The organism is Actinomadura sp. SCN-SB, from assembly GCF_043906805.1.
GTDB lineage: Bacteria > Actinomycetota > Actinomycetes > Streptosporangiales > Streptosporangiaceae > Spirillospora.
In genome coordinates, this window is sequence record NZ_JBIMPP010000017.1 from 29,777 (window position 1) to 54,626 (window position 24,850).

A 24,850-nucleotide genomic window follows, 5' to 3' on the forward strand; every position below is an offset into this window, starting at 1 on the left:
GCCTCAATCCGGACGAAACCGTAGTTGTCAGGAGATGTTCACGCACACTTCCTCTGTGTCCGGCCCCGCCGGGGCGGGTGGCACGGAGGAGGCGGGGCTCAGAACGGGCGGCCCGCCGCCATCGCCGACAGCAGGTACGTCCCGCCGCCGAGCGCGGCCAGCCACACGTACGGGGTGATGTCGGCGCCGCGCAGCCCCTGCACCACGACCGCGGCGACCACGGCGCAGGTGAGCACGTCACCGGTCATCGCGGCGGCGCGCAGGTGGGCCCGTGCCCGGTGCCCGCTGCCGAACCCCTCGCTGATCGTCAGCGCCGGCTCGTTGCGCCGGTAGGCCAGCGCGGCGGCGTACCCGGCCAGCACGGCCAGCGCGACCAGCCCGGTGCCGGCGCGGCCCTCGGCGGCCAGCGCCGCGGCCACCACCGCTCCGGCGGCGAGAACGAGCGCGGGCACGGCCCAGCGGAGAGGGCTGTGGTTGTCGGGGGCGATCCACATGGCCGACATCTTTCCCGATCCGGCCGGGACGCGCGACGGCACGCGTCGTGCACCGTCGCCGCGCCGCGACCACGGTGCGCGCGGCCTCCGGCCGGTATCTTGTGGCGCTGTGACGCGATTCCGATTGAACGGCTCGAAGATGCTGGCCGTCGATCTCGCGGGCGAGACCGTCAGGGCGCTGAACGGGTCCATGGTCGCCTACGAGGGGCAGATGGCGTTCAAACGGCAGGGCATGACCGGAGGCGAGGGGCTGCGCGGGGCGCTCAAGCGCCGCATCGCCGGCGAGGGCATGACCCTCATGGAGGTCTCCGGGCATGGCACCGTCTACCTGGCCAGTGAGGCCACGGAGGTCACGCTCGTCCAACTGCACGGCGACACGCTGTTCGTGGAGTCGGAGAGCCTGCTGGCCCTGGACGGGCAGTTGCAGACCGGCGTGGAGTTCCTCGGGCTGCGCGGGATGGGCACCGGCCAGGGCCTGGCGACCACCAAGGTCAGCGGTCACGGCATGGTCGCGATCCTGTCGGAGGGCCCCGCGATCGCGCTGGAGGTGACGCCGCAGATGCCGCTGTGCGTCGACCCGCACGCCTACGTCGCGCACCACGGCCAGTTGCAGCAGAGCGTGGTGACCGACGTCAACTGGCGGACCGTGCTGGGACAGGGGTCGGGCGAGAGCGTCCAGTTCCAGTACCAGAGGAACAGGTGCTGCGCCAGCGGGAGCTGGGCGTACGGCTCGTCCAGGGACCGGCGCTGGCCCCGCCGGAATGGCGGCCGGGCATGCGCGTCACGGTGCCGGTCGCCGCCCGCGAGGAGCCCCGGCGGGGCCGTCCGGGCGACACCCTCGGGCCGCGGGTGTCGGAGTTCACGCTGCCCGCCGTGACGGTACGGCACGACGCCACCGCGGACGAGGTCCTGGACGTCCTCAACGCCGAGACCGGCACCACCAGCGTCGTGCTCATCGACGGCCGGCAGCGCCCGCTGGCGACCGTGGACCGCACCCGGTTCCTGTTGCGGTTGTCGGGCGCCTACGGCCACGCTTTGTACGCGCACAAGCCCGCATCGCTCCTCGCGGACCCGCCCCGCCTGGTGCCGCGCACCGTCCCGGCCGTCGCGGCGCTGCGGGCCGCGGGCCAGGAGGGCGACCGCGTCTACGACGACCTGGTCGTCACCGACGAGGTCGGCCGCTGCCTCGGCATCGTCCGGGTCGCCGACCTGATCCGCGGCCTGTCACCCTAGGGTCTCCTGGGCCAGGATGGCGGCCTGGACGCGGCTGCGCAGCCCCAGCTTGTTGAGGATCCGGCTGACATGCGTCTTGGTGGTCGTCTCCGCCATGTCCAGGCGCGCCGCGATCTCCTGGTTGGACAGGCCCTCACCCAGGCACGCGAACACCTCCCGCTCGCGCGGGGTCAGCTCGTCCAGCCCGTGCGGCCGGGCCCGGACCGGCGCCGGCCCGGCCGCGAACGCGCCGATCAGCCTGCGGGTCACCCGCGGAGCGATGATCCCCTCCCCCGCCGCGACCGTGCGCACCGCGTCCACCAGCCGGTCGGCGTCCACGTCCTTGAGCAGGAACCCGGCCGCCCCCGCCCGCAACGCGCCGAACACGTACTCGTCCACGTCGAAGGTCGTCAGCACCAGCACGTCCGCGAACCCGGCGATCTCCCGGGTGGCCGAGACGCCGTCCAGGCGCGGCATCCGGATGTCCATCAGCACCACGTCGGGGCGCAGCGCGCGGGCCAGCTCCACCGCGCGTTCCCCGTCGGCCGCCTCACCGACCACGCTGATGCCCGGCGCCCCGTCCAGGATCAGCACCAGTCCCGCGCGCACCGCCGCCTGGTCGTCGGCCACCAGCACCCTGATCACGGGTCATCCCCTTCCACCGCGGTCCGCGGCCCGGTCGGCAGCTCCGCGCGGACCCGCCACTCGCCGCCCTCCGGCCCGGCCTCGAACGTCCCGTCCACCATGGCGGCGCGCTCGCGCATCCCGATCAGCCCGGCGCCCGCGCCGGGCAGCCGCGCGCCGTCCGGTCCCAGCGGGCTGGTCACCTCGACGACCACCCGGCCGGGACAGAACGCGACCCGCACCAGGGCCGTGCCCCGCCCGCCGTGCTTGAGCGCGTTGGTCAGCGACTCCTGCACGATCCGGTACGCGGCCAGCTCGACCGCCGCGGGCAGTTCCGGCCGTTCGCCCTCCATCCTCAGCTCGGCGGTCAGGTCCGCGCGGGACGCCTGCCCCACGAGCCGGTCGAGCCCGTCCAGCCGCGGCTCCGCCCGCGGATCCTCGGCCTCGCCCTCGCGCAGCAGGCCGATCATGCGGCGCATCTCGTCCAGGCCCTGGACGCTGTTCTCCCTGATGACCTCCATGGCCCGGGTGACGCCGTCCCGGTCCAGATCGGGCATCTTCAGCACGGCCGAGGAGTGCAGGGCCACGGCGCTCAGATGGTTGGCGATGACGTCGTGCAGCTCGCGGGCCATCCGGGCGCGCTCGGCGCTGACCGCGCTGCGCCGGTCCAGCTCGGCCAGCCGCGCGACCTGCTCGGCGCGCGCCCGCTCCGCGCGGGCGGTCAGCCGGTGCTCGCGCACCGCCATCGCGCTCAGCACCGGCAGCACCCAGGACACCACCGCGATCGCCCCGGCGATCACCGCGCCGCTGACCGTCGACACCGCCACGCCGACGCTCACCGTCACGATCAGCGCCACGGCCGTGGTCGTGGCCAGCAACCGCTCGGCGGTGCGCCGCCGCCCGTACAGCCCGGCCGCGTACAGCAGGTCGCCGTAGACCACCGCGGGCACGAACCCGGGTCCCATGACCACGTCGGCGAGCTCGAACGGGGTCGCGAGCGCCAGCGCGGTGCGGGGCGCCGTCCGCCGGAACGGGACCATCGCGGCCAGCCCCAGCAGCGGGACCAGCCGCCAGCCGCGCCCCGGGTCGGCGTCGCCCCACCAGATCGCGTACCCCCTGGCCGCGATCAGCAGCACGCCGCCGGCCAGCGCCGCCAGCGCCAGCAGGCCGTCCGTCCGGGTGGCGGGCGGACGCTTGATCCTCGGCATGATCCCATCTCACCACCGCCGCGGGCGCGCCGCCTCGCCCGTCGTGACGGCGGCCCGTACATCCTTCGGACGACCCCGCGTTCGGCATTCGCGACGACGCGCCGCGCCCTCGCGGGCGCGACCATCGAACCGGAGAACGGGAGGGGACGCGATGCTGCTCGTGATGATCGCCGCCTGCGAGATCGGTTTCTGGGTGCTGCTGTCGGCCGGCCTGTCGGCCCGCTACCTGCTGCGCCGCCGCGGGCTCGGCGCCGCGCTGCTGATGTGCCTCCCGCTGCTGGACGTGGCGCTGCTGACCGTCACGGCGATCGACCTGCGCGGAGGCGCCACGGCCGACTTCACCCACGGCCTGTCGGCCGCCTACCTCGGCTACTCGGTCGCGTTCGGCCGCGGCATGATCCGGTGGGCCGACGAACGCTTCGCGCACCGCTACGCCGGCGGCCCGCCCCCTCGCGGCAAGCCCAAGTACGGCCGGGCCAGGACCCGCTACGAGTGGCGCGAGTTCGGCAAGGCCGCCCTCGCCACGGCCATCGCCTGCGGCGTGCTGATCTCCATGATCGTCTTCGTGGGAGCCCCGTCGCGCACCGAGCAGCTCTGGGCCTGGGTCGGCCGCCTCCTGCACGTCCTGGCGATCTGGTCCATCTGGCCGATCAGCGCCACGCTGTGGCCCCCCAAGCCGAAGGCCGGGAAGACGGAGAAGACGGCAGCGCCGGACACGGAGCCGGACACGGAGCCCGGCACGGAGCCGGTCAGGCCCTGCGGGCCCGCAGCGTGAGCGTGACGATCGGAAGGTCGAACTCGCCCTCGGCGGTCTCCGGGACGCCGCGCAGGTAGGTGAGGACGCGGTCCAGGACGGCGGCGCGTTCCCGCTCGTCCAGCACCAGGATGTGCGAGTGCGTGGCGATGGTGGCCACCAGCGACTCGGCCGTGCGGCGCTGGGAGTGCGGGAACTCGGCACGTTCCACTTCGGGGAAGTACGGGGTGGACGGGATGGTCCTGGGACGCCAGTGCCGCAGGGAGACGCTGCTGCGCGCGGCCTCCTGGAGACCGGCGACCCAGCCGACGCGGTCGTCGTCCAGGTTCCACAGGGCGCCGACCACGCCGCCGGGGGCCAGCACGCGGTGGATCTCGGGCAGGGCGCGGTCGAGGTCGAACCAGTGCATGGCCTGGCCCGCCAGCACCGCGTCCACCGATCCGCCGGGCAGCGGGATGTCCTCGGCGCTTCCCGCCAGCGGGCGGACGCCGGGGACGCGCCGCTCGGCCTCGGCCCGCATGTCCGGGTCGGGCTCGACGGCGGTCAGCTCCCGCACGTCCATCCGCGCCAGCATTTCGGTGAGCTTGCCGGTGCCCGACCCCAGGTCGAGGACGCGGGGCGAGGGCCCCGCCGGTTCCAGCGCCCAGCGGACGGCGTCGGCGGGATAGTCGGGGCGTTCGGCGGCGTAGGCGCGGGCGCTGGCGCCGAAGGACGACGCGCGCCGCGCCGCCAGGTCGGGATCCCAGCCGGGGGGCGTGGCGCGCACGGCTCAGACGTTGAAGCCGAGCGCGCGCAGTTGCTCGCGGCCGTCCTCGGTGATCTTGTCCGGGCCCCACGGCGGCAGCCAGACCCAGTTGATCTTGACGTCCTTGACCAGCCCGTCCAGCGCGCTGGCGGCCTGGTCCTCGATCACGTCGGTGAGCGGGCAGGCCGCGCTGGTCAGCGTCATGTCCAGGGTGACGACGTCGCCGTCCAGGTGCACGCCGTAGACCAGCCCGAGGTCGACCACGTTGATGCCCAGCTCGGGGTCCACCACGTCGTGCAGGGCTTCGAGGATCTCCGCCTCGGTCTCGCTCTGCGCTCCGGTCTCGGTCTGCGCCTCGGTGGGCTCCCGCTCGGCGGCGGTGGCCTCTGCGGTGTTCGCGGGGGTGTCGCTCATGATGCCTCTCCAAGCGCTCGGGCGGTCGCGTCCTTCCACGCCATCCAGGCGAGCAGGGCGCACTTGATCCTGGCGGGGTACTGCGAGACCCCGGCGAAGGCGACGGCGTCCTCCAGCACGTCCTCGTCCGGCTCGCTCTGGCCGCGCGACTGCATCAGCGCGAGGAACGCGTCGCCGACCGCCATCGCCTCCTTGACCGAGCTGCCGATGATCAGCTCGCTCATCACCGACGCGCTCGCCTGGCTGATCGAGCAGCCCATGGCGTCGTAGGAGACGTCGGCGACCCGGGCGTCCTGGCCCTCGCCCTCGAGGCGCACGCGCAGCGTCACCTCGTCGCCGCAGGTGGGGTTGACGTGGTGCGCCTCGCCCCCGTACGGCTCCCGCAGCCCCTTGTTCCGGGGGTTGCGGTAATGATCCAGGATGACCTCCTGGTACATCGCCTCGAGCTGCATGTCGTCCTTTTCCTCGCTGTCTCGCGGCTCCCTCTCCGGTTGGAACCGGCGAACCGCCCGCGCTGTTCCGGGACGGCCCTCCGGCCGCGCGGCCGGTCAGTGGGTGCCGAAGAACTTCTGTGCCTGCCGCACCCCGTCGGCGAGCGCGTCCACGTCGGCGAGGGTGTTGTAGAGATAGAAGGTCGCCCGGGTGGTCGCGGGGATGCCGAAGCGGCGGCAGATCGGCCAGGCGCAGTGGTGCCCGACCCGGACCGCGATGCCCAGCTCGTCCAGGACCTGGCCGACGTCGTGCGGGTGGATGTCCTCCACCGTGAACGACACCGCGCCGCCCCGGGCGTCGGTGCTGAGCGGGCCGATCACCCGCACGCCGGGGATCTCGCCGAGCCGCTCCAGCGAGTGGGCGACCAGCGCCTCCTCGTGCGCGTGGACGCGGTCCATGCCGACCTCGGACAGGTAGTCGCAGGCCGCGGCCAGGCCGATGGCCTGCGCGGTCATCGGCACGCCCGCCTCGAACCGCTGCGGCGGCGGCATGAAGGTGGTGCCCTCCATCCGCACGACCTCGATCATCGACCCGCCGGTGAGGAACGGCGGCATCGCCTCCAGCAGCTCCCTGCGGCCCCACAGGACGCCGATGCCGGTCGGGCCGAGCATCTTGTGCCCGGAGAAGGCCAGGAAGTCCACGTCCAGCCGCGTCACGTCGACCGGCTGGTGCGGCACCGACTGCGCCGCGTCCAGCAGCACCAGCGCCCCCACCGCGCGCGCCCGCGCGCCGATCAGGTCGATCGGCGGGACGGTGCCCAGCACGTTGGACTGGTGGGTGAGCGCGACCAGCCTCGTCCGCTCGTTGATGATCGAGTCCAGCTCCGCGAGGTCGAGCCGGCCGTCGTCGGTGATCCCGAACCACCGCAGCGTCGCCCCGGTGCGGCGGCACAGCTCCTGCCACGGCACCAGGTTGGCGTGGTGCTCCATCTCGGTGACCACGATCTCGTCGCCGGGGCCGACCGTGAAGCGTTCCGATTCCGGGCCCGCCGTGGCCGCGTTGCTCATCGCGTACGCGACCAGGTTGATCCCCTCGGTCGTGTTCTTGGTGAACACGATCTCGCCGGGCACCGCCCCGATGAACGAGGCGATGGTGGCGCGGGCGGCCTCGTACTCCGAGGTCGCCTCCTCGGCCAGCAGGTGCGCGCCGCGGTGCGGGGCCGCGTTGTGCCGCTCGTAGAACGCCCGCTCGGCGTCCAGCACCCGCAGCGGCTTCTGCGAGGTCGCCCCCGAGTCGAGGTACACCAGGTCACGGCCGCCGCGCACGGTGCGCTGCAGCAGCGGGAAGTCCTTCCTCAGCTCCTCGGGGAGCAGTCCCGTCCGCTCTCCGAGGCTCATGCCACGCCCGCCTTCAGGTACTTCTCGTACCCCTGGTCCTCCAGCTCGTCGGCCAGCTCGGGGCCGCCCTCGGCCACCACGCGGCCACCGGCGAACACGTGCACGAAGTGCGGCTTCACATACCGCAGGATGCGGGTGTAGTGGGTGATCAGCAGGATCCCGGTGTCGCCGGAGCCGCCGAACCGGTTGACGCCCTCCGACACGACCTTGAGCGCGTCCACGTCCAGGCCGGAGTCGGTCTCGTCCAGGATGGCCACCTTGGGCTTGAGCAGCTCCAGCTGGAGGATCTCGTGGCGCTTCTTCTCACCACCGGAGAAGCCCTCGTTCAGCGAACGCTGCGCGAACGCGGGGTCGATCGACAGCGCCTGCATGGCCTGCCGCATCTCCTTGGAGAACTCGCGCAGCTTGGGCGCCTCGCCGCGGACGGCGGTGACCGCCGAGCGCAGGAAGTTCGACACCGACACGCCCGGCACCTCGACCGGGTACTGCATCGCCAGGAACAGCCCGGCGCGGGCGCGCTCGTCGACGCTCATCCCCAGGACGTCCTCGCCGTCCAGGGTGACGGAGCCCCGGGTCACCTCGTACTTGGGGTGGCCCGCGATGGCGTACGCCAGAGTGGACTTGCCGGACCCGTTGGGGCCCATGAGCGCGTGGATCTCGCCCGCCTTCACGGTCAGGTCGACCCCGCGCAGGATCTCCTTCGTCCCGTCGCTCCCCTCGGCGACGTTCACGTGGAGGTCACGGATCTCTAGGGTGGTCATGGTCTCGTATCTCTCAGTCTTCGTCGTCGCTCAGTCGTCGGCCGCGTCCAGCGAGACGTACACATCGCCGTCCTCGACCTTGATCTTGTAGGTGGCGATGGGCTGGGTGGCGGGCGGGTTGGTGGGCTTGCCGCTGCGCAGGTCGAAGCAGGACCCGTGCAGCCAGCACTCGATCGTGCCGTCGTAGACCTCGCCCTCGGAGAGGGAGACCTCGGCGTGCGAGCAGATGTCGTTCACCGCGAACACGTCCTCGCCGCTGCGCACCAGCGCCACGGGCGTGTCGCCCACCTCGACGCCGAGCGCCCCCTCGTCGGGGATCTCGGCGAGACTGCACACCTTCACGAACCGGGCGGCGCCGCCGTCGCCGTGCGTGGTCTCGTTCGTCGCGGTCATCGTTCCCCGGCTCCCTGGCTCCCGGCTTCCTGTTCCCTGGCCCCCCGGTCGAGTTCCGCCTCGATCGCGGTCTCCACCCCGGCGCGGATCTCCTCGACCTCGATCCGCTCGATGAGCTGGCCGAGGTAGCCGCGTACGATCATGCGGCGCGCGTCGTCGCGGGTGATGCCGCGCGCCTGCAGGTAGAACAGGTGCTCGTCGTCCAGCCGCCCGGACGCCGAGGCGTGCCCCGCGCCGGCGACCTCGCCGGTGAGGATCTCCAGGTTGGGCACCGAGTCGACCCGGGTGCCGTCGGTCAGCACCAGGTTGCGGTTGAGCTCGTAGGTGTCGGTGCCCTCGGCCTCGGCACGGATGATCACGTCGCCGATCCAGACCGCGTGGGCGTCCCTGTCCTGCAGCGCGCCGCGGTAGTCGACGCGGCTGCGGCAGCGCGGCTGCGCGTGGTCGACCAGCAGCCGGTGCTCCAGGTGCTGGCCGCCGTCCACGAAGTACACCCCGTACAGCTCGGCGTCGCCGCCGGGGGCGTCATAGGACACCGACGGGGAGATCCGCACCAGATCGCCGCCCAGGCTGACGTTGTGCGAGACGAACCGGGCGTCCCGGCCCAGCCTGGCGTGCTGGTGGGACACGTGCACGGCGTCGTCCGCCCAGTCCTGGAGGCTGATCACCGACAGCCGGGCGCCGTCGCCGACCACGAACTCCACGTTGTCGGCGTAGGTCGCCGGGCCATGGTGGCTCAGCACCACGGTGGCCTCGGCGAACGGCTCCACGATCACGGTGGTGTGCCCGAAGGCGGCGGCGGAGGCGTCCTCGCCGCGCAGCCGCAGGATCGTCGGCCGCGACGCGACCGTCTCCTTCGGCACGGTCACCACGGTGGCCTGGGTGAACGACGCCCACGCCTGCGCGCTGACCCGGTCGGACGGGGTGTAGGCCGTGCCGAGCCTGGCGTCGTCGCGCCCGACCTGCTCGACCGTCACCTCGGGCGCCGCGTCGACCTCCAGGAGGACCTTGCCGTCGGCCTGGGCCTTCCCGTTGTGCAGGCCGCGCAGCCGGCGCAGCGGCGTGAACCGCCACTCCTCCTCCCGGCCCGTCGGCACGTCGAAGTCGGCCACCTCGAACGACGCCCTCTCGTGCAGCGTCAGAGTCGCCTCTGGGGGCGGACCCCCAGACCCCCCGGGCTTCGCCCGAAGGGCGGAAATCGGTCCGGTCTCCAGCCCCATCAGCCGACGGCTCCTTCCATCTGCAGCTCGATCAGCCGGTTCAGCTCCAGGGCGTACTCCATGGGCAGCTCGCGCGCGATCGGCTCGACGAACCCGCGCACGATCATCGCCATGGCCTCGTCCTCGTTCAGGCCCCGGCTCATCAGGTAGAACAGCTGGTCCTCCGACACCTTGGAGACGGTGGCCTCGTGGCCCATCTCCACGTCGTCCTCACGGACGTCCACGTAGGGGTAGGTGTCGGACCGGCTGATCTGGTCGACCAGCAGCGCGTCGCACTTCACCGTCGACTTGCTGTGCCGCGCGCCCTCCTGGATCTGCACCAGGCCCCGGTAGCTGGTGCGGCCGCCGCCGCGCGCCACCGACTTGGACACGATGGTGGACGAGGTGTTGGGCGCGGCGTGCACCATCTTGGCGCCCGCGTCCTGGTGCTGGCCCTCGCCGGAGAAGGCGATCGACAGCGTCTCGCCCTTGGCGTGCTCGCCGAGCAGGTACACCGCCGGGTACTTCATGGTGACCTTGGAGCCGATGTTGCCGTCGATCCACTCCATGGTGGCGCCCTCGTAGGCGACGGCGCGCTTGGTCACCAGGTTGTAGACGTTGTTCGACCAGTTCTGGATGGTGGTGTAGCGGACGCGGGCGTCCTTCTTCACCACGATCTCCACGACGGCCGAGTGCAGCGAGTCGGACTTGTAGATCGGCGCGGTACAGCCCTCGACGTAGTGGACGTAGGAGCCCTCGTCCGCGATGATCAGCGTCCGCTCGAACTGGCCCATGTTCTCGGTGTTGATCCGGAAGTACGCCTGCAGCGGGATCTCGACGTGCACACCCGGCGGGACGTAGATGAACGAGCCGCCCGACCACACCGCGGTGTTCAGCGCGGCGAACTTGTTGTCACCGGCCGGGATCACCGAGCCGAAGTACTCCTGGAAGATCTCCGGGTGCTCGCGCAGCCCGGTGTCGGTGTCCAGGAACAGGACGCCCTTTTCCTCCAGGTCCTCGCGGATCTTGTGGTAGACGACCTCGGACTCGTACTGGGCCGCGACACCGGCGATCAGCCGCTGCTTCTCGGCCTCGGGGATGCCGAGCTTGTCATAGGTGTTCTTGATGTCGGCCGGGAGCTCTTCCCAGGACGCCGCCTGCTTCTCCGTGGACCGGACGAAGTACTTGATGTTGTCGAAGTCGATGTCCGACAGGTCCGATCCCCAGGTCGGCATGGGCTTTCTGTCGAACAGCCGCAGCCCCTTGAGGCGCAGGTCGAGCATCCATTCGGGCTCGCCCTTCTTGGCGGAGATGTCGCGCACGACCTCCTCGTTCAGGCCGCGCCTCGCCGAGGCCCCGGCCTTGTCGGGGTCGGACCAGCCGAACCTGTACCTGTCGAGCCCTTCCAGCTCCGGGTGGGCTGCCGTAGTCATAGGGAGGTCCTCCCGGACTCCTCGTCGCTTTCTCGGTCGCTTTCTCGATCGCTGCCTTGCGCGTCGCCGCGCGCCGTGCCGGTGCCGCTCTCGGCGGCATCGCCCGCGGCGCCGCCCGCTCCCAGCGAGGGCGGGCTGACGTGGGTGGTGCAGATCCCGTCGCCGTGCGCGATCGTCGCCAGCCGCTGGACGGGTGTGCCCAGCAACCGGCTGAACGCCTCGGTCTCGGCCTCGCACAACTGCGGGAACTCCGCGGCGACATGCGCGACCGGGCAGTGGTGCTGGCACAGCTCCTCGCCGCCGCCGGGCCGTGGCCCCTTGGCGGCCGCGGCCGCGTAGCCGTCCCCCGACAGGGCCTCGGCGAGCTTGCGCACGCGCTGGTGCTGCGGGGCCTCCTGCACCACGGGCCCGTAACGGCGTTCGAGGTCGGCGATCTGCCGCCGCGCGAACTCCGTCACCGCCCGCGAGCCCGCCTTCTCGGCGAGGAACCGCAGGGCGCTGGTCGCCAGGTCGTCGTAGGCGTGCACGAACGCGCTGCGCCCGGCGTCGGTGATGACGAAGCGCTTGGCCGGCCGCCCCCGCCCGCGCCGCGGCTGCGGACGGGTCCGCCGGACCTCGATCATGCCCTCGGCGAGCAGCGCGTCCAGATGGCGCCGGATCGCGGCCGGCGTGAGGCCGACCCGCTCCCCCAGCGCCGAGGCGGTGATGGGACCGTGTTCGAGGACGAGCCGGGCCACCCGGGCGCGCGTGTCGCGCTCGGTCACCCCCGTCGTCTTCTCGCCCACGCTTTTCACAACATCAGTGTGCCTTAATTCCTTCCCGGTGGCCAAGGCGTCACGGATGTCATGGCTCACGTAGGTAAGGCTTACCTAATCTGCGCTACCGCGTCCGGGATGGTGGCCGGGTGCGTGTGCCCCAAGCTCCGGACGGCCACCCCGAACATCGTCAATAGAGCGACGATGAGGAAAAGCCCGAGCATGAGCGCCGGACGCGACGCGAGCGGCGAAGGCAACGGCTGAGAACGATGGGACCTACGGCGCGCCCTCGCGCGGTCACGGATTTCCGAGCGCGGCCTCCGAACGCCCTTGGGACGCTCGTAAGACATCATGCGCCGGGTGTAGGCGGGATCCTCCTCGGCGGTGCGCATCGCTATCTCGTTCAGCACGCGAAGCTCGTCCGCCGACAGCCCCATCCCGGCCCCCCAATACAGATGACAGAGATGGTTTATTGGCTTTTGCCGTTCCTGTCCAATTATTGACCTTGGCCGGGGCGGCGGCGGGACAGGCGCGGCGCGGACCTAGACTCGTCGCCATGGCACCCCCAGCGGGCGGCGCGAACGGAGGCGCCGCGGTCGAGCTCACCGAACTGGTCAAGCGCTACGGCGCCACGACCGCCCTGGACGGGCTCTCCCTGCGCGCCGCCGAAGGCGCCGTCACCGCGCTGCTGGGCCCCAACGGAGCCGGCAAGACCACCGCGATCGAGATCTGCGAGGGCTTCCGCCGCGCCGACTCGGGAACGGTGCGGGTCCTCGGCCTCGACCCGGTGTCCGACGGCCGGGCGCTCAAGGCGAGGGTCGGCGTCATGCCGCAGTCCGAGGGCGTCCCCGGCACGGCCCGCGCGGGCGAGTTCCTGCGGCTGGTCGCCTCCTTCCACAGCACCCCGCTCGACCCCGCCGCGCTGCTCGCGCGCCTCGGGCTGACCGCGCAGGCCCGCGTCCCGATCCGGCGTCTGTCGGGCGGGCAGCGGCAGCGCCTCTCCCTGGCGGTCGCCCTGGTCGGCAGGCCCGAGCTGGTCTTCCTGGACGAGCCCACCACCGGGCTCGACCCGCAGGCCAGGCACTCCACCTGGGAGCTGATCGAGGAGCTGCGCGCCGCCGGGACGTCGGTGGTGCTCACCACGCACTACATGGAGGAGGCCGAACGGTTGGCCGACCAGGTCGTCATCGTCGACCACGGCACGGTCGTCGCCCAGGGCACCCCGGCCGAGCTCGCGGGCGCCGAACGCCAGCTCCGGTTCCGGGCGCGCCCGGGACTGGGCCTGGATGAGCTGCTGTCCGCGCTGCCCGTGGGCAGCGCCGCGAAGGAGTCCCCGGCCGGCCATTACGTGGTCGAGGGCGAGGTGGGGCCGGAGCTCCTGGCCACGGTCACGGCCTGGTGCGCCTCGCACGGCGTCATGGCCGAGGAGCTGCGGATCGAGCGGCGCACCCTGGAGGACGTGTTCCTGGAGCTGACCGGCCGGGAGCTGAGGCCATGACCGCCACGCCCTCGCTCGATCTGAGCCCGGCGCCGGGGGCGGCCCGGCTGCCCCGGATGATCGCGGCACAGGCCGGATACGAGCTGCGCACCTTGCTGCGCAACGGCGAGCAGTTGCTGCTCACCCTGATCATCCCGGTGGTGCTGCTGCTCCTGTTCGGCGGGACGTCCCTGCTGGACCTGGGTCCCGGTCCGCGCGTGGACTTCCTCACACCCGGCGTCCTGGCGCTCGCGGTGATGTCGACCGCCTTCACCGGCCAGGCCATCGGCACCGGGTTCGAGCGCCGCTACGGCGTCCTGAAACGGCTGGGCGCCACCCCCCTTCCCCGCTCCGGGCTGGTCGCCGCCAAGACCCTCACCGTGCTCGTGGTGGAGGCGCTCCAGGCCGTCCTGATCTGCGCGGTCGCGCTGGCGATGGGCTGGCGGCCGGACGGCGACCCGCTGTCGGCGCTGGCGCCGGTCCTCCTGGGCACCGCGGCGTTCAGCGGCTTCGGGCTGCTCATGGCGGGCACGCTGCGCGCCGAGGCGACGCTGGCCGCCGCCAACCTGGTGTACGTCCTGCTTTTGGCGACCGGCGGCGTGGTGTTCCCGCTGGACCGCTTCCCCTCGGCGGTGCGTGCCGCGCTGGAGCTGCTGCCGATCTCCGCCCTGGCCGACGGCCTGCGCCGGGTGCTCCAGGACGGTGTGGCGTTCCCTGGCGGCCCCCTGCTCGTCCTGGCCGTCTGGGCGGTCGCGGGGACGGTGCTGGCCGCGCGCTTCTTCCGCTGGGAATGAGCCGCCCGGGGACGGTCCGGGATCGGGTGGCGCTGCCACCCCCCGCGCTGATCCTCATGGGCATCCTGTCGCTTCAGGCCGGCGCCGGGCTGGCCAAGCACCTGTTCGACCGGATGCCGCCCAGCGCGATGGTGCTCCTTCGGCTGCTGACCTCGGCGATCGTGCTGGGCTTCGTGGCGCGCAAGGCGCTGCGCGGAGCGCTGCGCGACCACGACCGCGGGAGCCTGGGCGTCGCCGCCTGCTTCGGGCTCTCCCTGGCGGTCATGAACTTCTCGATCTACCAGTCGTTCTCGCGGATCCCGCTGGGCATGGCGGTCACGATCGAGTTCCTCGGCCCGCTGGGGGTGGCGATCGCGGCGTCCCGGCGCCCGCGCGACCTGCTGTGGGCGGTGCTGGCGGGCGCGGGCGTGGTCACGCTGTCCCGCGGCGGCGGGCACGCCGACCCGGTGGGCATCGCGTTCGCGCTGGCCGCCGGGGCCTGCTGGGCGTCCTACATCCTGCTCAGCGCCGCCACGGGGCGCCGGTTCGCGGGGTCGTCGGGGCTGGCCCTGGCCAGCGTCGTCGGCACGGTCGCGGTCCTGCCCGCCGGCGTCGTCGAGGGCGGCGGCGCCCTGCTCGACCCGCGGCTGCTGGCGCTGGGCGCCGGCGTGGGCCTGATGTCGTCGGTGATCCCGTACTCCCTGGAGCTGGAGGCGCTGCGCCGCATGCCGGCCCGCGTGTTCGGGATCCTGATGAGCCTGGAGCCCGCGGTGGCGGCCCTGGTCGGCGTGGTGCTGCTCGGCGAGATCCTGAACCTCCGCCAGTGGCTGGCGATCGTGTGCGTCGTCGTGGCCTGCGCGGGCGCCACCCTCGGCCCCGAGAGGCCGCGCCCGGCCGCGCCGGAGCCCTAGGCTCGTGCCCGCGCTCGTGCCCCCGCTCGTCCCGGGGCTCGTGTGGCGGCCGCCGCCGCGGACGTGGAAGGATCATCGGGCAAGCGACATCGGAGAGGGGTCACCGTGACCGGCCGGCCACAGGAACAGGGGCTGCCGCCCGAGTACTTCGAGGCGGGCACGCCGTCCTTCGTCGACTTCCTGCGCCTCCACTCCCCGGACATGCTGCCGGTGAACCGGCTGGAGGACGGCGCCACAGCGCCGGACCTCCCGCACGGCACCACCGTGCTGGCCATGACGTTCCCCGGCGGGGTGCTCATGGCCGGTGACCGCCGCGCCGTGCGCGGCAACCAGATCGCCTATCGCGAACTGGAGAAGGTGCAGCGCGCCGACGAGTACTCCGTGGTCGCCTTCGCCGGGGCGGTGGGGTTCGCGCTGGAGATGATGCGGCTCTTCCAGGTGGAGCTGGAGCACTACGAGAAGATGGAGACGATGCCGCTGTCCCTGCCGGGCAAGGCCCGCAGGCTCGGCGCCGTCGTCCAGGCCAACCTCGCCATGGCACTCCAGGGCCTCGCGGTGGTGCCGCTGTTCGCCGGGTACGACCCGGACGCGGACGAGGGCAGGATCTACACCTACGACATCACCGGCTCGCCGCAGGAGGCCCGCGACTTCCACGCCGAGGGATCGGGCTCCCCGTACGCGACCGGCGCCCTCAAGAAGCTCTACCGCCGCGACCTGTCGGCCGAGGACGCCGCCACGGTGGCCGTCCACGCCCTCTACGACGCGGCCGAGGACGACACCGCGACGGGCCTGCCGGACGGCTCCCGCGGCCTGTACCCGGTGATCTCCGTGGTCACCGCCGACGGCTACCGCAGGCTGCCCGGCGAGGAGGTCGCGCGGATCTCCGAGGCGGTCATGCGGGACCGGCTCGAACGCCCCGACGGCCCGGTGGCGCCGCTGCGCTGACCAGCGGCGGGGCGCGGGCGGCCGCCACGGGAGAACGTCGTACCCGCCGCCTAGACTCGCGCCTATGGCACGGGCGAACGAGGAGGCGGCGGCCCTCATCCAGGAGCTGGCCGACCTGCTGTCGATCACGGGCGGGGACGCCTTCAAGGTACGGGCGTACGAGAAGGCGGCACGGGCGATCGCGGGCTATCCCGACGACATCTCCACGATGGACCTGGCCGGGCTGAGGCGCATCCCCTCCGTCGGCGAGGCGATCGCCAAGAAGCTGGTGGACTACAACACCACCGGCACCATCCGGCAGGTGGAGGAGCTGCGCGCCCAGATCCCCGCGGGCGTGCGCACCCTGACCACGATCCCCACCCTCGGCCCCAAGAAGGCGCTGGCGGTGTACGAGGAACTGGGCATCTCCTCGGTGCCCGAGCTGGCCGACGCGATCCGCGACGGCCGCCTGCGCGGGCTCAAGGGGTTCGGCGCCAAGACCGAGGAGAACATCCTGCACGGCATCGAGCTGATGCAGCAGTCGGGCGAGCGCGTCCTGCTGGACGTGGCGGCCGGCCTCGCCGACGAGATCGTCACGGCGCTGTCGGCGGTGACCGGGTGCCGCCGCTGCACGTACGCGGGGTCGCTGCGGCGGATGCGGGAGACGATCGGCGACATCGACGTGCTGGCCGCCTCCTCCGACCCGCGCCCGATCATGGAGGCGTTCACCGCGCTGCCGTACGTGACCGAGGTGATCGCGAGCGGCGAGAAGAAGACCTCGGTGCGCACGTCCCGCGGCCTTCAGGTGGACCTGCGGGTCGTGCCGCCCGAGTCCTGGGGCGCCGCCCTGCAGTACTTCACCGGTTCGCAGGCGCACAACATCCGCACCCGCGAGATCGCCGTACGCGCCGGGCTCAAGCTCTCCGAGTACGGCCTGTTCGACGCCGAGTCGAACGAGCTGATCGTCTCCGAGACCGAGGAGGAGGTCTACGCCCGGCTCGGCCTGCCCTGGATCCCGCCCGTCCTGCGCGAGGACGCCGGCGAGATCCAGGCCGCGCTCGACGGCACCCTCCCCCGCCTGGTCACCGTCGAGGACCTCAGGGGCGACCTGCACTCCCACACCGACCTCACCGACGGCACCGCGTCCCTGGAGCAGATGGTGGAGGCCGCCGAGCGGCGCGGCCTGGAGTACTACGCGATCACCGATCACGCGCCCAACCTGTTCATGCAGCGGATGACCGACGAGAAGATGCTCGCCCAGCGCGAGCGCGTCCGGGCGCTTCAGGAGAGGCACCCGGGGCTGACCCTGCTGCACGGCACCGAGCTGAACATCGACCCGGACGGCGACGTGGACTGGGACGCCGAGTTCCTGTCCGGGTTCGACATCTGCGTCGCCTCGATCCACTCGCACTTCACCCAGGGCCAGGACGAGATGACCCGCCGTCTCGTCCGCGCCTGCGAGAACCCGCACGTCCACGTGATCGGCCATCCCACGGCCCGGTCGATCGGCAGGCGCCGTCCGGTGGACGCCGACTGGGACGAGGTCTTCAAGGCCGCCGCCCGCACCGGCACCGCCCTGGAGATCGACTCGTTCCCCGACCGCCTCGACCTGCCCGCCGACCTGATCCGCCGCGCGCTGCGCCACGGCGTGAAGTTCGCCGTCGACACCGACGCCCACTCCGTGGCCCACCACCGCAACATCCGCTACGGCATCGGCACCGCCCAGCGGGGCTGGCTCACCCCCGACGACGTGATCAACACCTGGCCGCTGGACAGGCTCCGCGCCTTCCTTCAGAAGCCGGCACGCTGAGAGGCCCGCCCGCTCCCGACCGCGGCCCGTCTAGGCGGGCAGGACCTGGTGGGCCTTGCGACGCGGCAACCTCGGCTCGGGCGCAGGGGAGACGGGTCCCCGGGTGCGTGTCGCGAGCACGACGCGCAGGGCGGCGATCCACATGAGGGCGGCGCCGAGCATGTGCAGGACGACTAGGGCCGCCGGGACGCCCATGAAGTACTGGACGTAGCCGATCAGGCCCTGGGCGAGTTCGAGCGCGAACAGCTCCAGGGCGCGGCGCCGGAGCCCGGCGGGGGCCCGGACGCGGTGCAGCACCACCAGGAGCGTGACCGTCAGGGCGACGGTGACCCAGGCCAGCGAGCTGTGGACGCGGGTGACGTCCTCGATGTTGAAACCGTACCGGCGGGCCTCCGCGTCGCCCGCGTGCGGGCCGGTGCCGGTGACGACCGTGCCCGCGACCAGCACCAGCCCCGTGGCCGCGGCCAGCGCGCCGGCCAGCCGGCGCACGGCGGGCCCCACCACGCGGCGCGGCGGCTCGTCGGTCTCGCCGACCCGGACCCACAGCGCCACGCAGAAGATCAGCAGCGCGGGCGACACCAGGAAGTGCAGCGACACCGACGTGGGATGGAGCTTGGTCAGCACCACGATGCCGCCGATGACGGCCTGGGCGACCACGCTGGCGGGCTGCGCGGCGGCCAGCCATACCAGCCCGCGGCGCCGCGGCGCCAGGCGCAGCGCCGCGATGAACACCAGCAGGCCCACCGCCAGGACGAGGAAGGTCAGCATCCGGTTGCCGAACTCGATGGCCATGTTCACGGCCGGATGCTCGGGGCTGTGCGTCGGCACCAGGCTGTCCCCCGTGCAGCGCGGCCATTCGGGGCAGCCCAGGCCGGACTCGGTGACGCGGACGGCGCCTCCGGTGCCGATGATGCCCGCGTTCCCGATCACGCCGAGCAGGGCGAGCACCCGCATCGAGGCGGGCGTCGGCCGCCACACGGCGTCGCGCACGCGCGTCAGGGGATTTCCTTCAGCCACGGCATTCATCGTATGGGCGGTGTCCCGTAACCCGGATTCGCCCCCCGGGCAAGCCCCTGGGCCAACGTCCGGGGGTCAATGGCTGGGGGGCGGCATGAAGCCCGAAGGGCCCTGGCGGGCCCAGGGCGGGGCGCCGACCGGCGGGGTGCGCAGGAACGCCTGGCGGGCCAGGGCCATGAGGCCGAGGAGGGCGTCGCGGCGGCTCTCGAACCAGCGGGGGTCGGCGACGCCGCGTTCGGCGCGTTTGTGGAGCAGCGCCAGCTCGGTCGCGGCGAGCTGGTAGTCGGTCATGGCGCGGGCGGCGCCCTGGCCGCCGACCCGGCGGGCCCAGCGGCGGGCGGCGCGGCGGGCGTGCATGCTGCCCAGCATTCGCACGTCGGCGGGCGTGACCAGTCCCGTGTTGCCGTACATCGGCAGGTAGGAGCGGATCCGCTGGACGGTTCCGTGCCGCTCCACCAGGATCATGATCACCAGGACGATCAGGATGAGCAGGTCGAGCACGTACACCAGCAGCAGCCCGCCGGCGCCGAGCGCGGTGGACCCGTTCCACAGGCCGTGCAGCAGCATCGCGCCGAACAGGCCCAGCAGGACGGCGCCGGCGCGGAACCGCCGGTGGGTCGCGGCCCAGGCCACGCCCAGCCCGGTCATGGACGTGAACAGCGGGTGGCTGAGGGGCGCGATGACGCCGCGCAGCACGAAGGTGGCCTGGAGCCCCGCGGCGCCCTGCTCGTCGAACGCGCGCGAGTAGTAGGTGATGTTCTCCATCATGGCGAAGCCGAAGCCCACCATGGCGGCGTAGATGATCCCGTCGACGATCCCGTCGATTTCGTTGCGGCGGAACCACAGGATGCCGAAGAGTACCGAGCCCTTGAGGGTCTCCTCGATCAGCGGGGCGCCGAACGTGGCGCTGACGTAATGGGCCTCGGTCTCACCGAAGATCGGCGTGGTGATGTAGATGAGGCCGAGGGTGTTGAGGACGAGCGCGCCCAGCACGGCCACGCCGGCGCCCCACGCGAACGCGAACACGAGCATCCTGGGCGGTTCGGGTTCCAGCCGGTCCAGCGCCAGCACCAGCGAGATCAGCAGCGGGATGGGGAGGATGGCCAGGGCGAGCCCCGCCCAGAACCCCGGGCCGCCGTCGATGGCGTCCACGAGGAGGGCGAGGATGCCGCACACCGCCGAGATGGTGATCCCCACGATGAGCCCGATCGGAGGACGCCCGGCGACACGCCCCTCGAGCACCGCTTTCGGATCTACGCCTGTCATTCCGCGAGCGTAACCGGATCCGCCTCCCGGCCGTAAGGACGACCCCCCGGCCGCGGCCCAGGTGAAGTGGGCCTACGTGAAGATGGGGTCCAGCGCCACGGCCGTGAAGAGCAGGGCGAGATAGACGTTGGACAGGTGGAAGAACCGCATCGGCCTCAGGTGCACACCGGTCACTCCCGCGCGGGAGGCGCGCAGCAGGCGGTGCCCCTCCAGCAGGAAGACGGCGCCCAGGGCGACCGCGAGCGCCCCGTACACGACGCTCATCCCCGCGACCGGCCACAGCAGCAGGGAGCAGGCGACGGTGGCCCACGTGTACAGCAGGCTCTCCACGATCACGCGGGTCTCGGTCGCCACGACGGGAAGCATCGGGACCTTGGCGACGGCGTAGTCCTCGCGGTAGCGCATGGCCAGCGTCCAGGTATGCGGCGGCGTCCACAGGAACACCACGCCGAACAGGACGAACGGGGTCCAGTCCAGCCGCCCGGTGACGGCGGCCCAGCCGATCAGGACGGGCATGCAGCCCGCGATGCCGCCCCAGACCACGTTCTGCGACGTGCGCCGCTTGAGCAGCAGCGAGTACACGAAGACGTAGAACAGGATCGCGAACAGCGACAGGGCCGCGGCCAGCGCGTTGACGGCCAGGGCGAACCCCGCCGTGGACGCCGCCGCCAGCACCACCCCGAACACCAGCGCCTCGGCGGGGCTGATCTGCCGCGTCCCGCTCTGGGCGCGGGCCAGCGGGCGGCGGCGGGTGCGGCGCATCTTGGCGTCGATGTCGCGGTCGATGTAGCAGTTGATCGCGTTGGCCGCGCCCGCGGACAGGGTGCCGAACGCCAGCGTGGCCAGCGCGACCCCGGCGGGCGGCACGCCCCCGGCGGCCAGGAACATCACCGGCAGCGTCGTGATCAGCAGCAGCTCGATCACGCGCGGCTTGGTCAGCGCCACGTAGGCGCGCACGAGCCCGCCCACCGGACGCCTGGCGGCGCGGGCCGCGTCCGGCGCCCCCGCCCCCGCCGCCGCCGGCGGTGGGGGCGCGTCGGGCACCGCGTCGGCGAGGTCGTCGAGATCGACCGCGCGCTTGTTACTGAGCACCGTCACAATCGGGTCCACGTCCAACTAGGCATGAGAAATCGCGTACCACTTCGGCGGTGCCCCCGCGCGATTTGGCCGCCACCTCGGATTAGGGGTTCTGCTACGGCCTTTGTCTCTCTCTCCCGGCCGCGCCATCACTGTAGTCCCGCCCTCGCCGCGGCCGTGCACCGGGGCACCCCCACGCGCGTCGCCAGGACGGGGTGCCCGCTTCTCCCCCCAGGGTTCACCCCTGCGGGGGGTTAGTCGCGAAACGCTCTGGGCAAGGGTCGTCTACAGCGGGTCCCCCGAGCGCCGCTGCCCCGTTCGATAGGGTCGGAAGGGCAAGGCATGATCTTCAACGGGTCCGCTCGAAGCGGCCGTGCACGGGGCGATCGGGGAAGACACGCCCGCGAGATCACGTTCAGCCGAGCGCGGGGTTCGGCCATGGGGGCGCAGGGAGCCGTACACCCCGGCAGACGGGAAGACGATTCGGTTCGAGAGGAGCCTGGCGTTCCGTGAGTGGGGACATCAGCACGTTTGAATGGTCCGATCTGGACCGGCGGGCGGTGGACGTGATCCGCGCCCTCGCCATGGACGCGGTCGAGGAGGCGGGCTCCGGCCACCCCGGTACGGCGATGAGCCTCGCCCCGGCCGCCTACCTGCTCTTCCAGCGGTTCCTTCGGCACGACCCGACGGATCCCACCTGGCCCGGCCGGGACCGGTTCGTGCTCTCCTGCGGGCATTCGAGCCTGACCCTGTACATCCAGCTCTACCTGTCCGGGTACCCCTTGACGCTGGACGACCTCAAGTCGCTCCGCAAGTGGAACAGCCTCACCCCCGGCCACCCCGAGTACGGCCACACCGCGGGCGTGGAGACCACGACGGGCCCGCTGGGCCAGGGCATCGCCAACGCCGTGGGCATGGCGATGGCGGCGCGCCGCGAGCGCGGCCTGTTCGACCCGGACGCGGCGCCGGGCGAGTCCCCCTTCGACCACACCATCTGGACGTTCGCGTCCGACGGCGACATCGAGGAGGGCATCAGCCACGAGGCGTCCGCCCTGGCCGGGCACCAGAAGCTGGGCAACCTGGTGCTGCTGTACGACGACAACCACATCTCCATCGAGGACGACACGGCGATCGCGTTGTCGGAGGACGTGCGCGCCCGCTACGCCGCCTACGGCTGGGACGTCCACCATGTCGACTGGACGGCGGGCGGCGACTACGAGGAGAACGTCGCGGAGCTGGCGGCGGCGTTCGAGGCGGCCAGGGCCGAGACCGAGCGGCCGTCCCTGATCGCGCTGCGCACGATCATCGGCTGGCCGGCGCCGAACAAGAAGAACACCGGCAAGATCCACGGCTCGGCGCTGGGCGCCGAGGAGGTCGCGGCCACCAAGCGGATCCTGGGCATGGATCCGGACACGAGCTTCCAGGTGCCCGAGGACGTCCTGGAGCACGCCCGCGCCGTGGCGGACCGGGGCCGTGCCCTGCACGCGGAATGGGAGAAGACCTTCCAGGGCTGGCGGCAGGCCAACGCCGAGCGCGCCGCCGAGTACGACCGGATCTCCGCGCGCCGGCTGCCGGACGGCTGGGCCTCGGCGCTGCCGGAGTTCGAGCCCGGCAAGGACCTGGCGACCCGCGCCGCGTCCGGGCAGATCCTGGGCGCGCTGGCGCCGGTGCTGCCGGAGCTGTGGGGCGGGTCGGCCGACCTGGCCGAGAGCAACAACACCACGATGAAGGGCGAGCCGTCGTTCATCCCCGAGGAGTTCCAGACCAAGGAGTTCCCCGGCCACCGGTACGGCCGCACGCTGCACTTCGGGGTGCGGGAGCACGCGATGGGCGCGATCTGCAACGGGATCGCCCTGCACGGCGGCACCCGCCCCTACGGCGGCACCTTCCTGATCTTCAGTGACTACATGCGCCCGGCGGTGCGGCTGGCCGCGCTGATGAAGCTGCCGGTGACGTTCGTGTGGACGCACGACTCGATCGGCCTGGGCGAGGACGGCCCCACCCACCAGCCGGTCGAGCACCTGTGGGCGCTGCGCGCGATCCCCGGCCTGGACGTGGTGCGGCCGGCCGACGCCAACGAGACCGCCCACGCCTGGCGGACGATCCTGGAGCACACCGACCGTCCCGCGGGCCTGGCGCTGACCCGGCAGAAGCTGCCGACCCTGGACCGGGGCGACGGCCTGGCGTCGGCCGAGGGCGTGTCGCGGGGCGGGTACGTCCTGGCGGACGCGAGCGACGGCCGCCCGGAGGTGATCATCATCGCGACGGGCAGCGAGGTGCATCTGGCGCTGGAGGCCCGGGAGACGCTGGAGGCCGAGGGCACGCCCACGCGGGTCGTGTCGATGCCGTGCGTGGAGTGGTTCGAGGCGCAGGACGAGGCGTACAAGCAGGAGGTGCTGCCGCCGTCGGTGCGGGCCCGCGTGTCGGTGGAGGCGGGGGTCGCGCTGGGCTGGCGCCGGTACGTGGGGGACGCCGGCGAGTCGGTGAGCCTGGAGCACTTCGGCGCGTCGGCCGACTACAAGACGCTGTTCCAGCAGTTCGGCATCACCGCCGAGCGGGTGGTGGCCGCCGCGCACGCCAGTCTGATCAACGCGGGGGTGCACGGCGCGGGCCGCGGCGAGACCACGGGCAACTGAGAAAGCGAGACGAGGCCATGACCGAGAACTTGAAGAGGCTCTCCGACCAGGGCGTGTCGATCTGGCTGGACGACATCAGCCGGGAGCGGCTGCGCACCGGCAACCTCGAACAGCTCGTCAAGGAGCGGCACGTCGTCGGGGTCACCTCCAATCCGACCATCTTCTCCAAGGCGCTGAGCAAGGGCTCCGCGTACGACGACCAGGTGCGCGACCTGACGGTCCGCGGCGTGGACGTGGAGGAGGCGGCCCGCGCCATCACCACCTACGACATCCGCTGGGGCTGCGACGTGCTACGGCCCGTCTACGACCGCACCGAGGGCAAGGACGGGCGGGTGTCGCTGGAGGTGGACCCGCGGCTGGCCCGCGACACCGAGCGCACCGTGGCCGAGGCGCGGGCGCTGTGGTGGCTGGTGGACCGGCCCAACCTGTTCATCAAGATCCCCGCGACCCGCGAGGGGCTGCCCGCGATCAGCCAGGCGCTGTCGGAGGGCATCAGCGTGAACGTGACGCTGATCTTCTCGCTGGCCCGGTACGGCGAGGTCATCGACGCGTTCTTCGAGGGCCTGGAGCGGGCCCGCGCCAACGGGCGCGACCTGTCCTCGATCGCGTCGGTCGCCTCGTTCTTCGTCAGCCGGGTGGACACCGAGATCGACAAGCGGCTGGACAAGATCGGCTCGCCGGAGGCCAAGGCGCTGCGTTCCAAGGCGGGCGTGGCCAACGCCCGGCTCGCGTACGCGCTGTACGAGGAGAAGTTCGGCACCGACCGCTGGAAGGCGCTCAAGGACGCCGGGGCGCGGGCGCAGCGCCCGCTGTGGGCGTCCACCGGGGTCAAGGACCCGAACCTGCCCGACACCCTCTACGTCGACCAGCTGATCGCGCCGAACACGGTGAACACCATGCCGGAGGCGACGCTCGACGCGGCGGCCGACCACGCCGAGGTCCCGGGCAACACCGTCCAGGGGGCCTACGATGAGGCCCGCGAGCACATGAACGCCCTCAAGCGGGTCGGCGTCGACTACGACGACGTCGTCCGGGTGCTGGAGGACGAGGGGGTGGAGAAGTTCGCCACCTCCTGGAACGAGCTGCTCGGTTCGATCGCGGGCGAGCTGAAGGACAAGGAGCGCTAGCCCGCACGGGA

25 protein-coding genes are annotated in these 24,850 nt (G+C 72.4%); 10 read left to right on the forward strand and 15 right to left on the reverse strand.

The window, feature by feature from the left end; genetic code table 11:
- Positions 1–98: 98 nt before the first annotated feature.
- Positions 99–494 carry an ABC transporter permease gene (locus ACGWYJ_RS13810; protein ID WP_395106321.1) on the reverse strand — a complete coding sequence of 132 codons (396 nt, stop codon included), beginning with the start codon at positions 492–494 and terminating at the stop codon, positions 99–101.
- 109 nt (positions 495–603) lie between these two features.
- Here ACGWYJ_RS13810 and ACGWYJ_RS13815 point away from each other — a divergent pair, with 109 nt between their 5' ends.
- Together ACGWYJ_RS13815 and ACGWYJ_RS13820 are read left to right on the forward strand one after the other, a co-directional pair.
- Positions 604–1,371 (forward strand): AIM24 family protein, encoded by a 768-nt coding sequence (locus ACGWYJ_RS13815; protein WP_395106322.1) that lies wholly within the window; start codon positions 604–606, stop codon positions 1,369–1,371.
- Complete coding sequence (locus ACGWYJ_RS13820; protein ID WP_395106323.1) at positions 1,344–1,727, forward strand: hypothetical protein; 384 nt, start codon at positions 1,344–1,346, stop codon at positions 1,725–1,727. The genes ACGWYJ_RS13815 and ACGWYJ_RS13820 overlap by 28 nt, the downstream gene beginning before the upstream one ends.
- On the opposite strand, the gene ACGWYJ_RS13825 is transcribed toward ACGWYJ_RS13820, so the two are convergent.
- On the reverse strand, positions 1,719–2,351 hold the full coding sequence (locus tag ACGWYJ_RS13825; protein WP_395106324.1) for a response regulator: 633 nt from the start codon (positions 2,349–2,351) through the stop codon (positions 1,719–1,721). The genes ACGWYJ_RS13820 and ACGWYJ_RS13825 overlap by 9 nt on opposite strands.
- On the reverse strand, positions 2,348–3,538 hold the full coding sequence (locus tag ACGWYJ_RS13830; protein WP_395106325.1) for a sensor histidine kinase: 1,191 nt from the start codon (positions 3,536–3,538) through the stop codon (positions 2,348–2,350). The genes ACGWYJ_RS13825 and ACGWYJ_RS13830 overlap by 4 nt, the downstream gene beginning before the upstream one ends.
- Positions 3,539–3,689: 151 nt before the next feature.
- Between ACGWYJ_RS13830 and ACGWYJ_RS13835 the strand changes: the two genes are divergently transcribed.
- Complete coding sequence (locus tag ACGWYJ_RS13835) at positions 3,690–4,313, forward strand: hypothetical protein (RefSeq protein WP_395106326.1); 624 nt, start codon at positions 3,690–3,692, stop codon at positions 4,311–4,313.
- Here ACGWYJ_RS13835 and ACGWYJ_RS13840 read toward each other — a convergent pair.
- From ACGWYJ_RS13840 to ACGWYJ_RS13880, 9 genes are all read right to left on the reverse strand, one after another.
- Positions 4,288–5,058, reverse strand: coding sequence for a class I SAM-dependent methyltransferase (locus ACGWYJ_RS13840; RefSeq protein ID WP_395106327.1), 771 nt, complete (start codon positions 5,056–5,058; stop codon positions 4,288–4,290). The genes ACGWYJ_RS13835 and ACGWYJ_RS13840 overlap by 26 nt on opposite strands.
- Positions 5,059–5,061: 3 nt before the next feature.
- Complete coding sequence (locus ACGWYJ_RS13845) at positions 5,062–5,451, reverse strand: metal-sulfur cluster assembly factor (protein WP_395106328.1); 390 nt, start codon at positions 5,449–5,451, stop codon at positions 5,062–5,064.
- Complete coding sequence (sufU, locus tag ACGWYJ_RS13850; RefSeq protein ID WP_395106329.1) at positions 5,448–5,903, reverse strand: Fe-S cluster assembly sulfur transfer protein SufU; 456 nt, start codon at positions 5,901–5,903, stop codon at positions 5,448–5,450. Before sufU ends, ACGWYJ_RS13845 begins: the two co-directional genes overlap by 4 nt.
- A 96-nt stretch (positions 5,904–5,999) precedes the next feature.
- Positions 6,000–7,280: a cysteine desulfurase gene (locus ACGWYJ_RS13855; RefSeq protein WP_395106330.1), complete on the reverse strand. Its 1,281-nt coding sequence runs from the start codon at positions 7,278–7,280 to the stop codon at positions 6,000–6,002.
- Positions 7,277–8,041 carry a Fe-S cluster assembly ATPase SufC gene (gene sufC / locus ACGWYJ_RS13860; protein WP_395106331.1) on the reverse strand — a complete coding sequence of 255 codons (765 nt, stop codon included), beginning with the start codon at positions 8,039–8,041 and terminating at the stop codon, positions 7,277–7,279. Before sufC ends, ACGWYJ_RS13855 begins: the two co-directional genes overlap by 4 nt.
- Before the next feature lie 30 nt (positions 8,042–8,071).
- Positions 8,072–8,434 carry a non-heme iron oxygenase ferredoxin subunit gene (locus ACGWYJ_RS13865; protein WP_395106332.1) on the reverse strand — a complete coding sequence of 121 codons (363 nt, stop codon included), beginning with the start codon at positions 8,432–8,434 and terminating at the stop codon, positions 8,072–8,074.
- Positions 8,431–9,654 (reverse strand): Fe-S cluster assembly protein SufD, encoded by a 1,224-nt coding sequence (sufD, locus tag ACGWYJ_RS13870; protein WP_395106333.1) that lies wholly within the window; start codon positions 9,652–9,654, stop codon positions 8,431–8,433. Before sufD ends, ACGWYJ_RS13865 begins: the two co-directional genes overlap by 4 nt.
- The gene (gene sufB, locus ACGWYJ_RS13875) at positions 9,654–11,066 is read right to left on the reverse strand and encodes a Fe-S cluster assembly protein SufB (RefSeq protein WP_395106334.1); all 1,413 of its coding nucleotides are present in this window, start codon (positions 11,064–11,066) and stop codon (positions 9,654–9,656) included. The genes sufD and sufB overlap by 1 nt, the downstream gene beginning before the upstream one ends.
- Positions 11,063–11,860, reverse strand: a complete 798-nt coding sequence (locus tag ACGWYJ_RS13880; RefSeq protein ID WP_395106335.1) for a helix-turn-helix transcriptional regulator — start codon at positions 11,858–11,860, stop codon at positions 11,063–11,065. Before ACGWYJ_RS13880 ends, sufB begins: the two co-directional genes overlap by 4 nt.
- A gap of 517 nt (positions 11,861–12,377) precedes the next feature.
- Between ACGWYJ_RS13880 and ACGWYJ_RS13885 the strand changes: the two genes are divergently transcribed.
- From ACGWYJ_RS13885 to polX, 5 genes are all read left to right on the forward strand, one after another.
- On the forward strand, positions 12,378–13,319 hold the full coding sequence (locus tag ACGWYJ_RS13885; protein ID WP_395106336.1) for an ABC transporter ATP-binding protein: 942 nt from the start codon (positions 12,378–12,380) through the stop codon (positions 13,317–13,319).
- On the forward strand, positions 13,316–14,092 hold the full coding sequence (locus tag ACGWYJ_RS13890; protein WP_395106337.1) for an ABC transporter permease: 777 nt from the start codon (positions 13,316–13,318) through the stop codon (positions 14,090–14,092). The genes ACGWYJ_RS13885 and ACGWYJ_RS13890 overlap by 4 nt, the downstream gene beginning before the upstream one ends.
- The gene (locus ACGWYJ_RS13895) at positions 14,089–14,982 is read left to right on the forward strand and encodes an EamA family transporter (protein ID WP_395106338.1); all 894 of its coding nucleotides are present in this window, start codon (positions 14,089–14,091) and stop codon (positions 14,980–14,982) included. Before ACGWYJ_RS13890 ends, ACGWYJ_RS13895 begins: the two co-directional genes overlap by 4 nt.
- Before the next feature lie 105 nt (positions 14,983–15,087).
- A complete protein-coding gene (prcB, locus tag ACGWYJ_RS13900) occupies positions 15,088–15,927 on the forward strand; it encodes a proteasome subunit beta (protein WP_395106339.1) in 840 nt (279 codons plus the stop codon).
- Positions 15,928–15,991: 64 nt separating this feature from the next.
- Positions 15,992–17,716, forward strand: a complete 1,725-nt coding sequence (gene polX / locus ACGWYJ_RS13905) for a DNA polymerase/3'-5' exonuclease PolX (RefSeq protein ID WP_395106340.1) — start codon at positions 15,992–15,994, stop codon at positions 17,714–17,716.
- A 30-nt stretch (positions 17,717–17,746) separates the two neighbouring features.
- Here polX and ACGWYJ_RS13910 read toward each other — a convergent pair whose 3' ends face one another.
- From ACGWYJ_RS13910 to ACGWYJ_RS13920, 3 genes are all read right to left on the reverse strand, one after another.
- Positions 17,747–18,742 (reverse strand): heme A synthase, encoded by a 996-nt coding sequence (locus tag ACGWYJ_RS13910; RefSeq protein WP_395106341.1) that lies wholly within the window; start codon positions 18,740–18,742, stop codon positions 17,747–17,749.
- 66 nt (positions 18,743–18,808) lie between these two features.
- On the reverse strand, positions 18,809–19,999 hold the full coding sequence (locus ACGWYJ_RS13915; protein ID WP_395106342.1) for a PrsW family intramembrane metalloprotease: 1,191 nt from the start codon (positions 19,997–19,999) through the stop codon (positions 18,809–18,811).
- Positions 20,000–20,071: 72 nt separating this feature from the next.
- Positions 20,072–21,097, reverse strand: a complete 1,026-nt coding sequence (locus ACGWYJ_RS13920; RefSeq protein ID WP_395106343.1) for a heme o synthase — start codon at positions 21,095–21,097, stop codon at positions 20,072–20,074.
- A gap of 563 nt (positions 21,098–21,660) precedes the next feature.
- Here ACGWYJ_RS13920 and tkt point away from each other — a divergent pair.
- Entirely contained in the window at positions 21,661–23,712 is a 2,052-nt protein-coding gene (gene tkt, locus ACGWYJ_RS13925) for a transketolase (RefSeq protein ID WP_395106405.1), read from the forward strand.
- 17 nt (positions 23,713–23,729) lie between these two features.
- Entirely contained in the window at positions 23,730–24,839 is a 1,110-nt protein-coding gene (tal, locus tag ACGWYJ_RS13930; protein WP_395106344.1) for a transaldolase, read from the forward strand.
- The last annotated feature ends 11 nt before the right edge of the window (positions 24,840–24,850 follow it).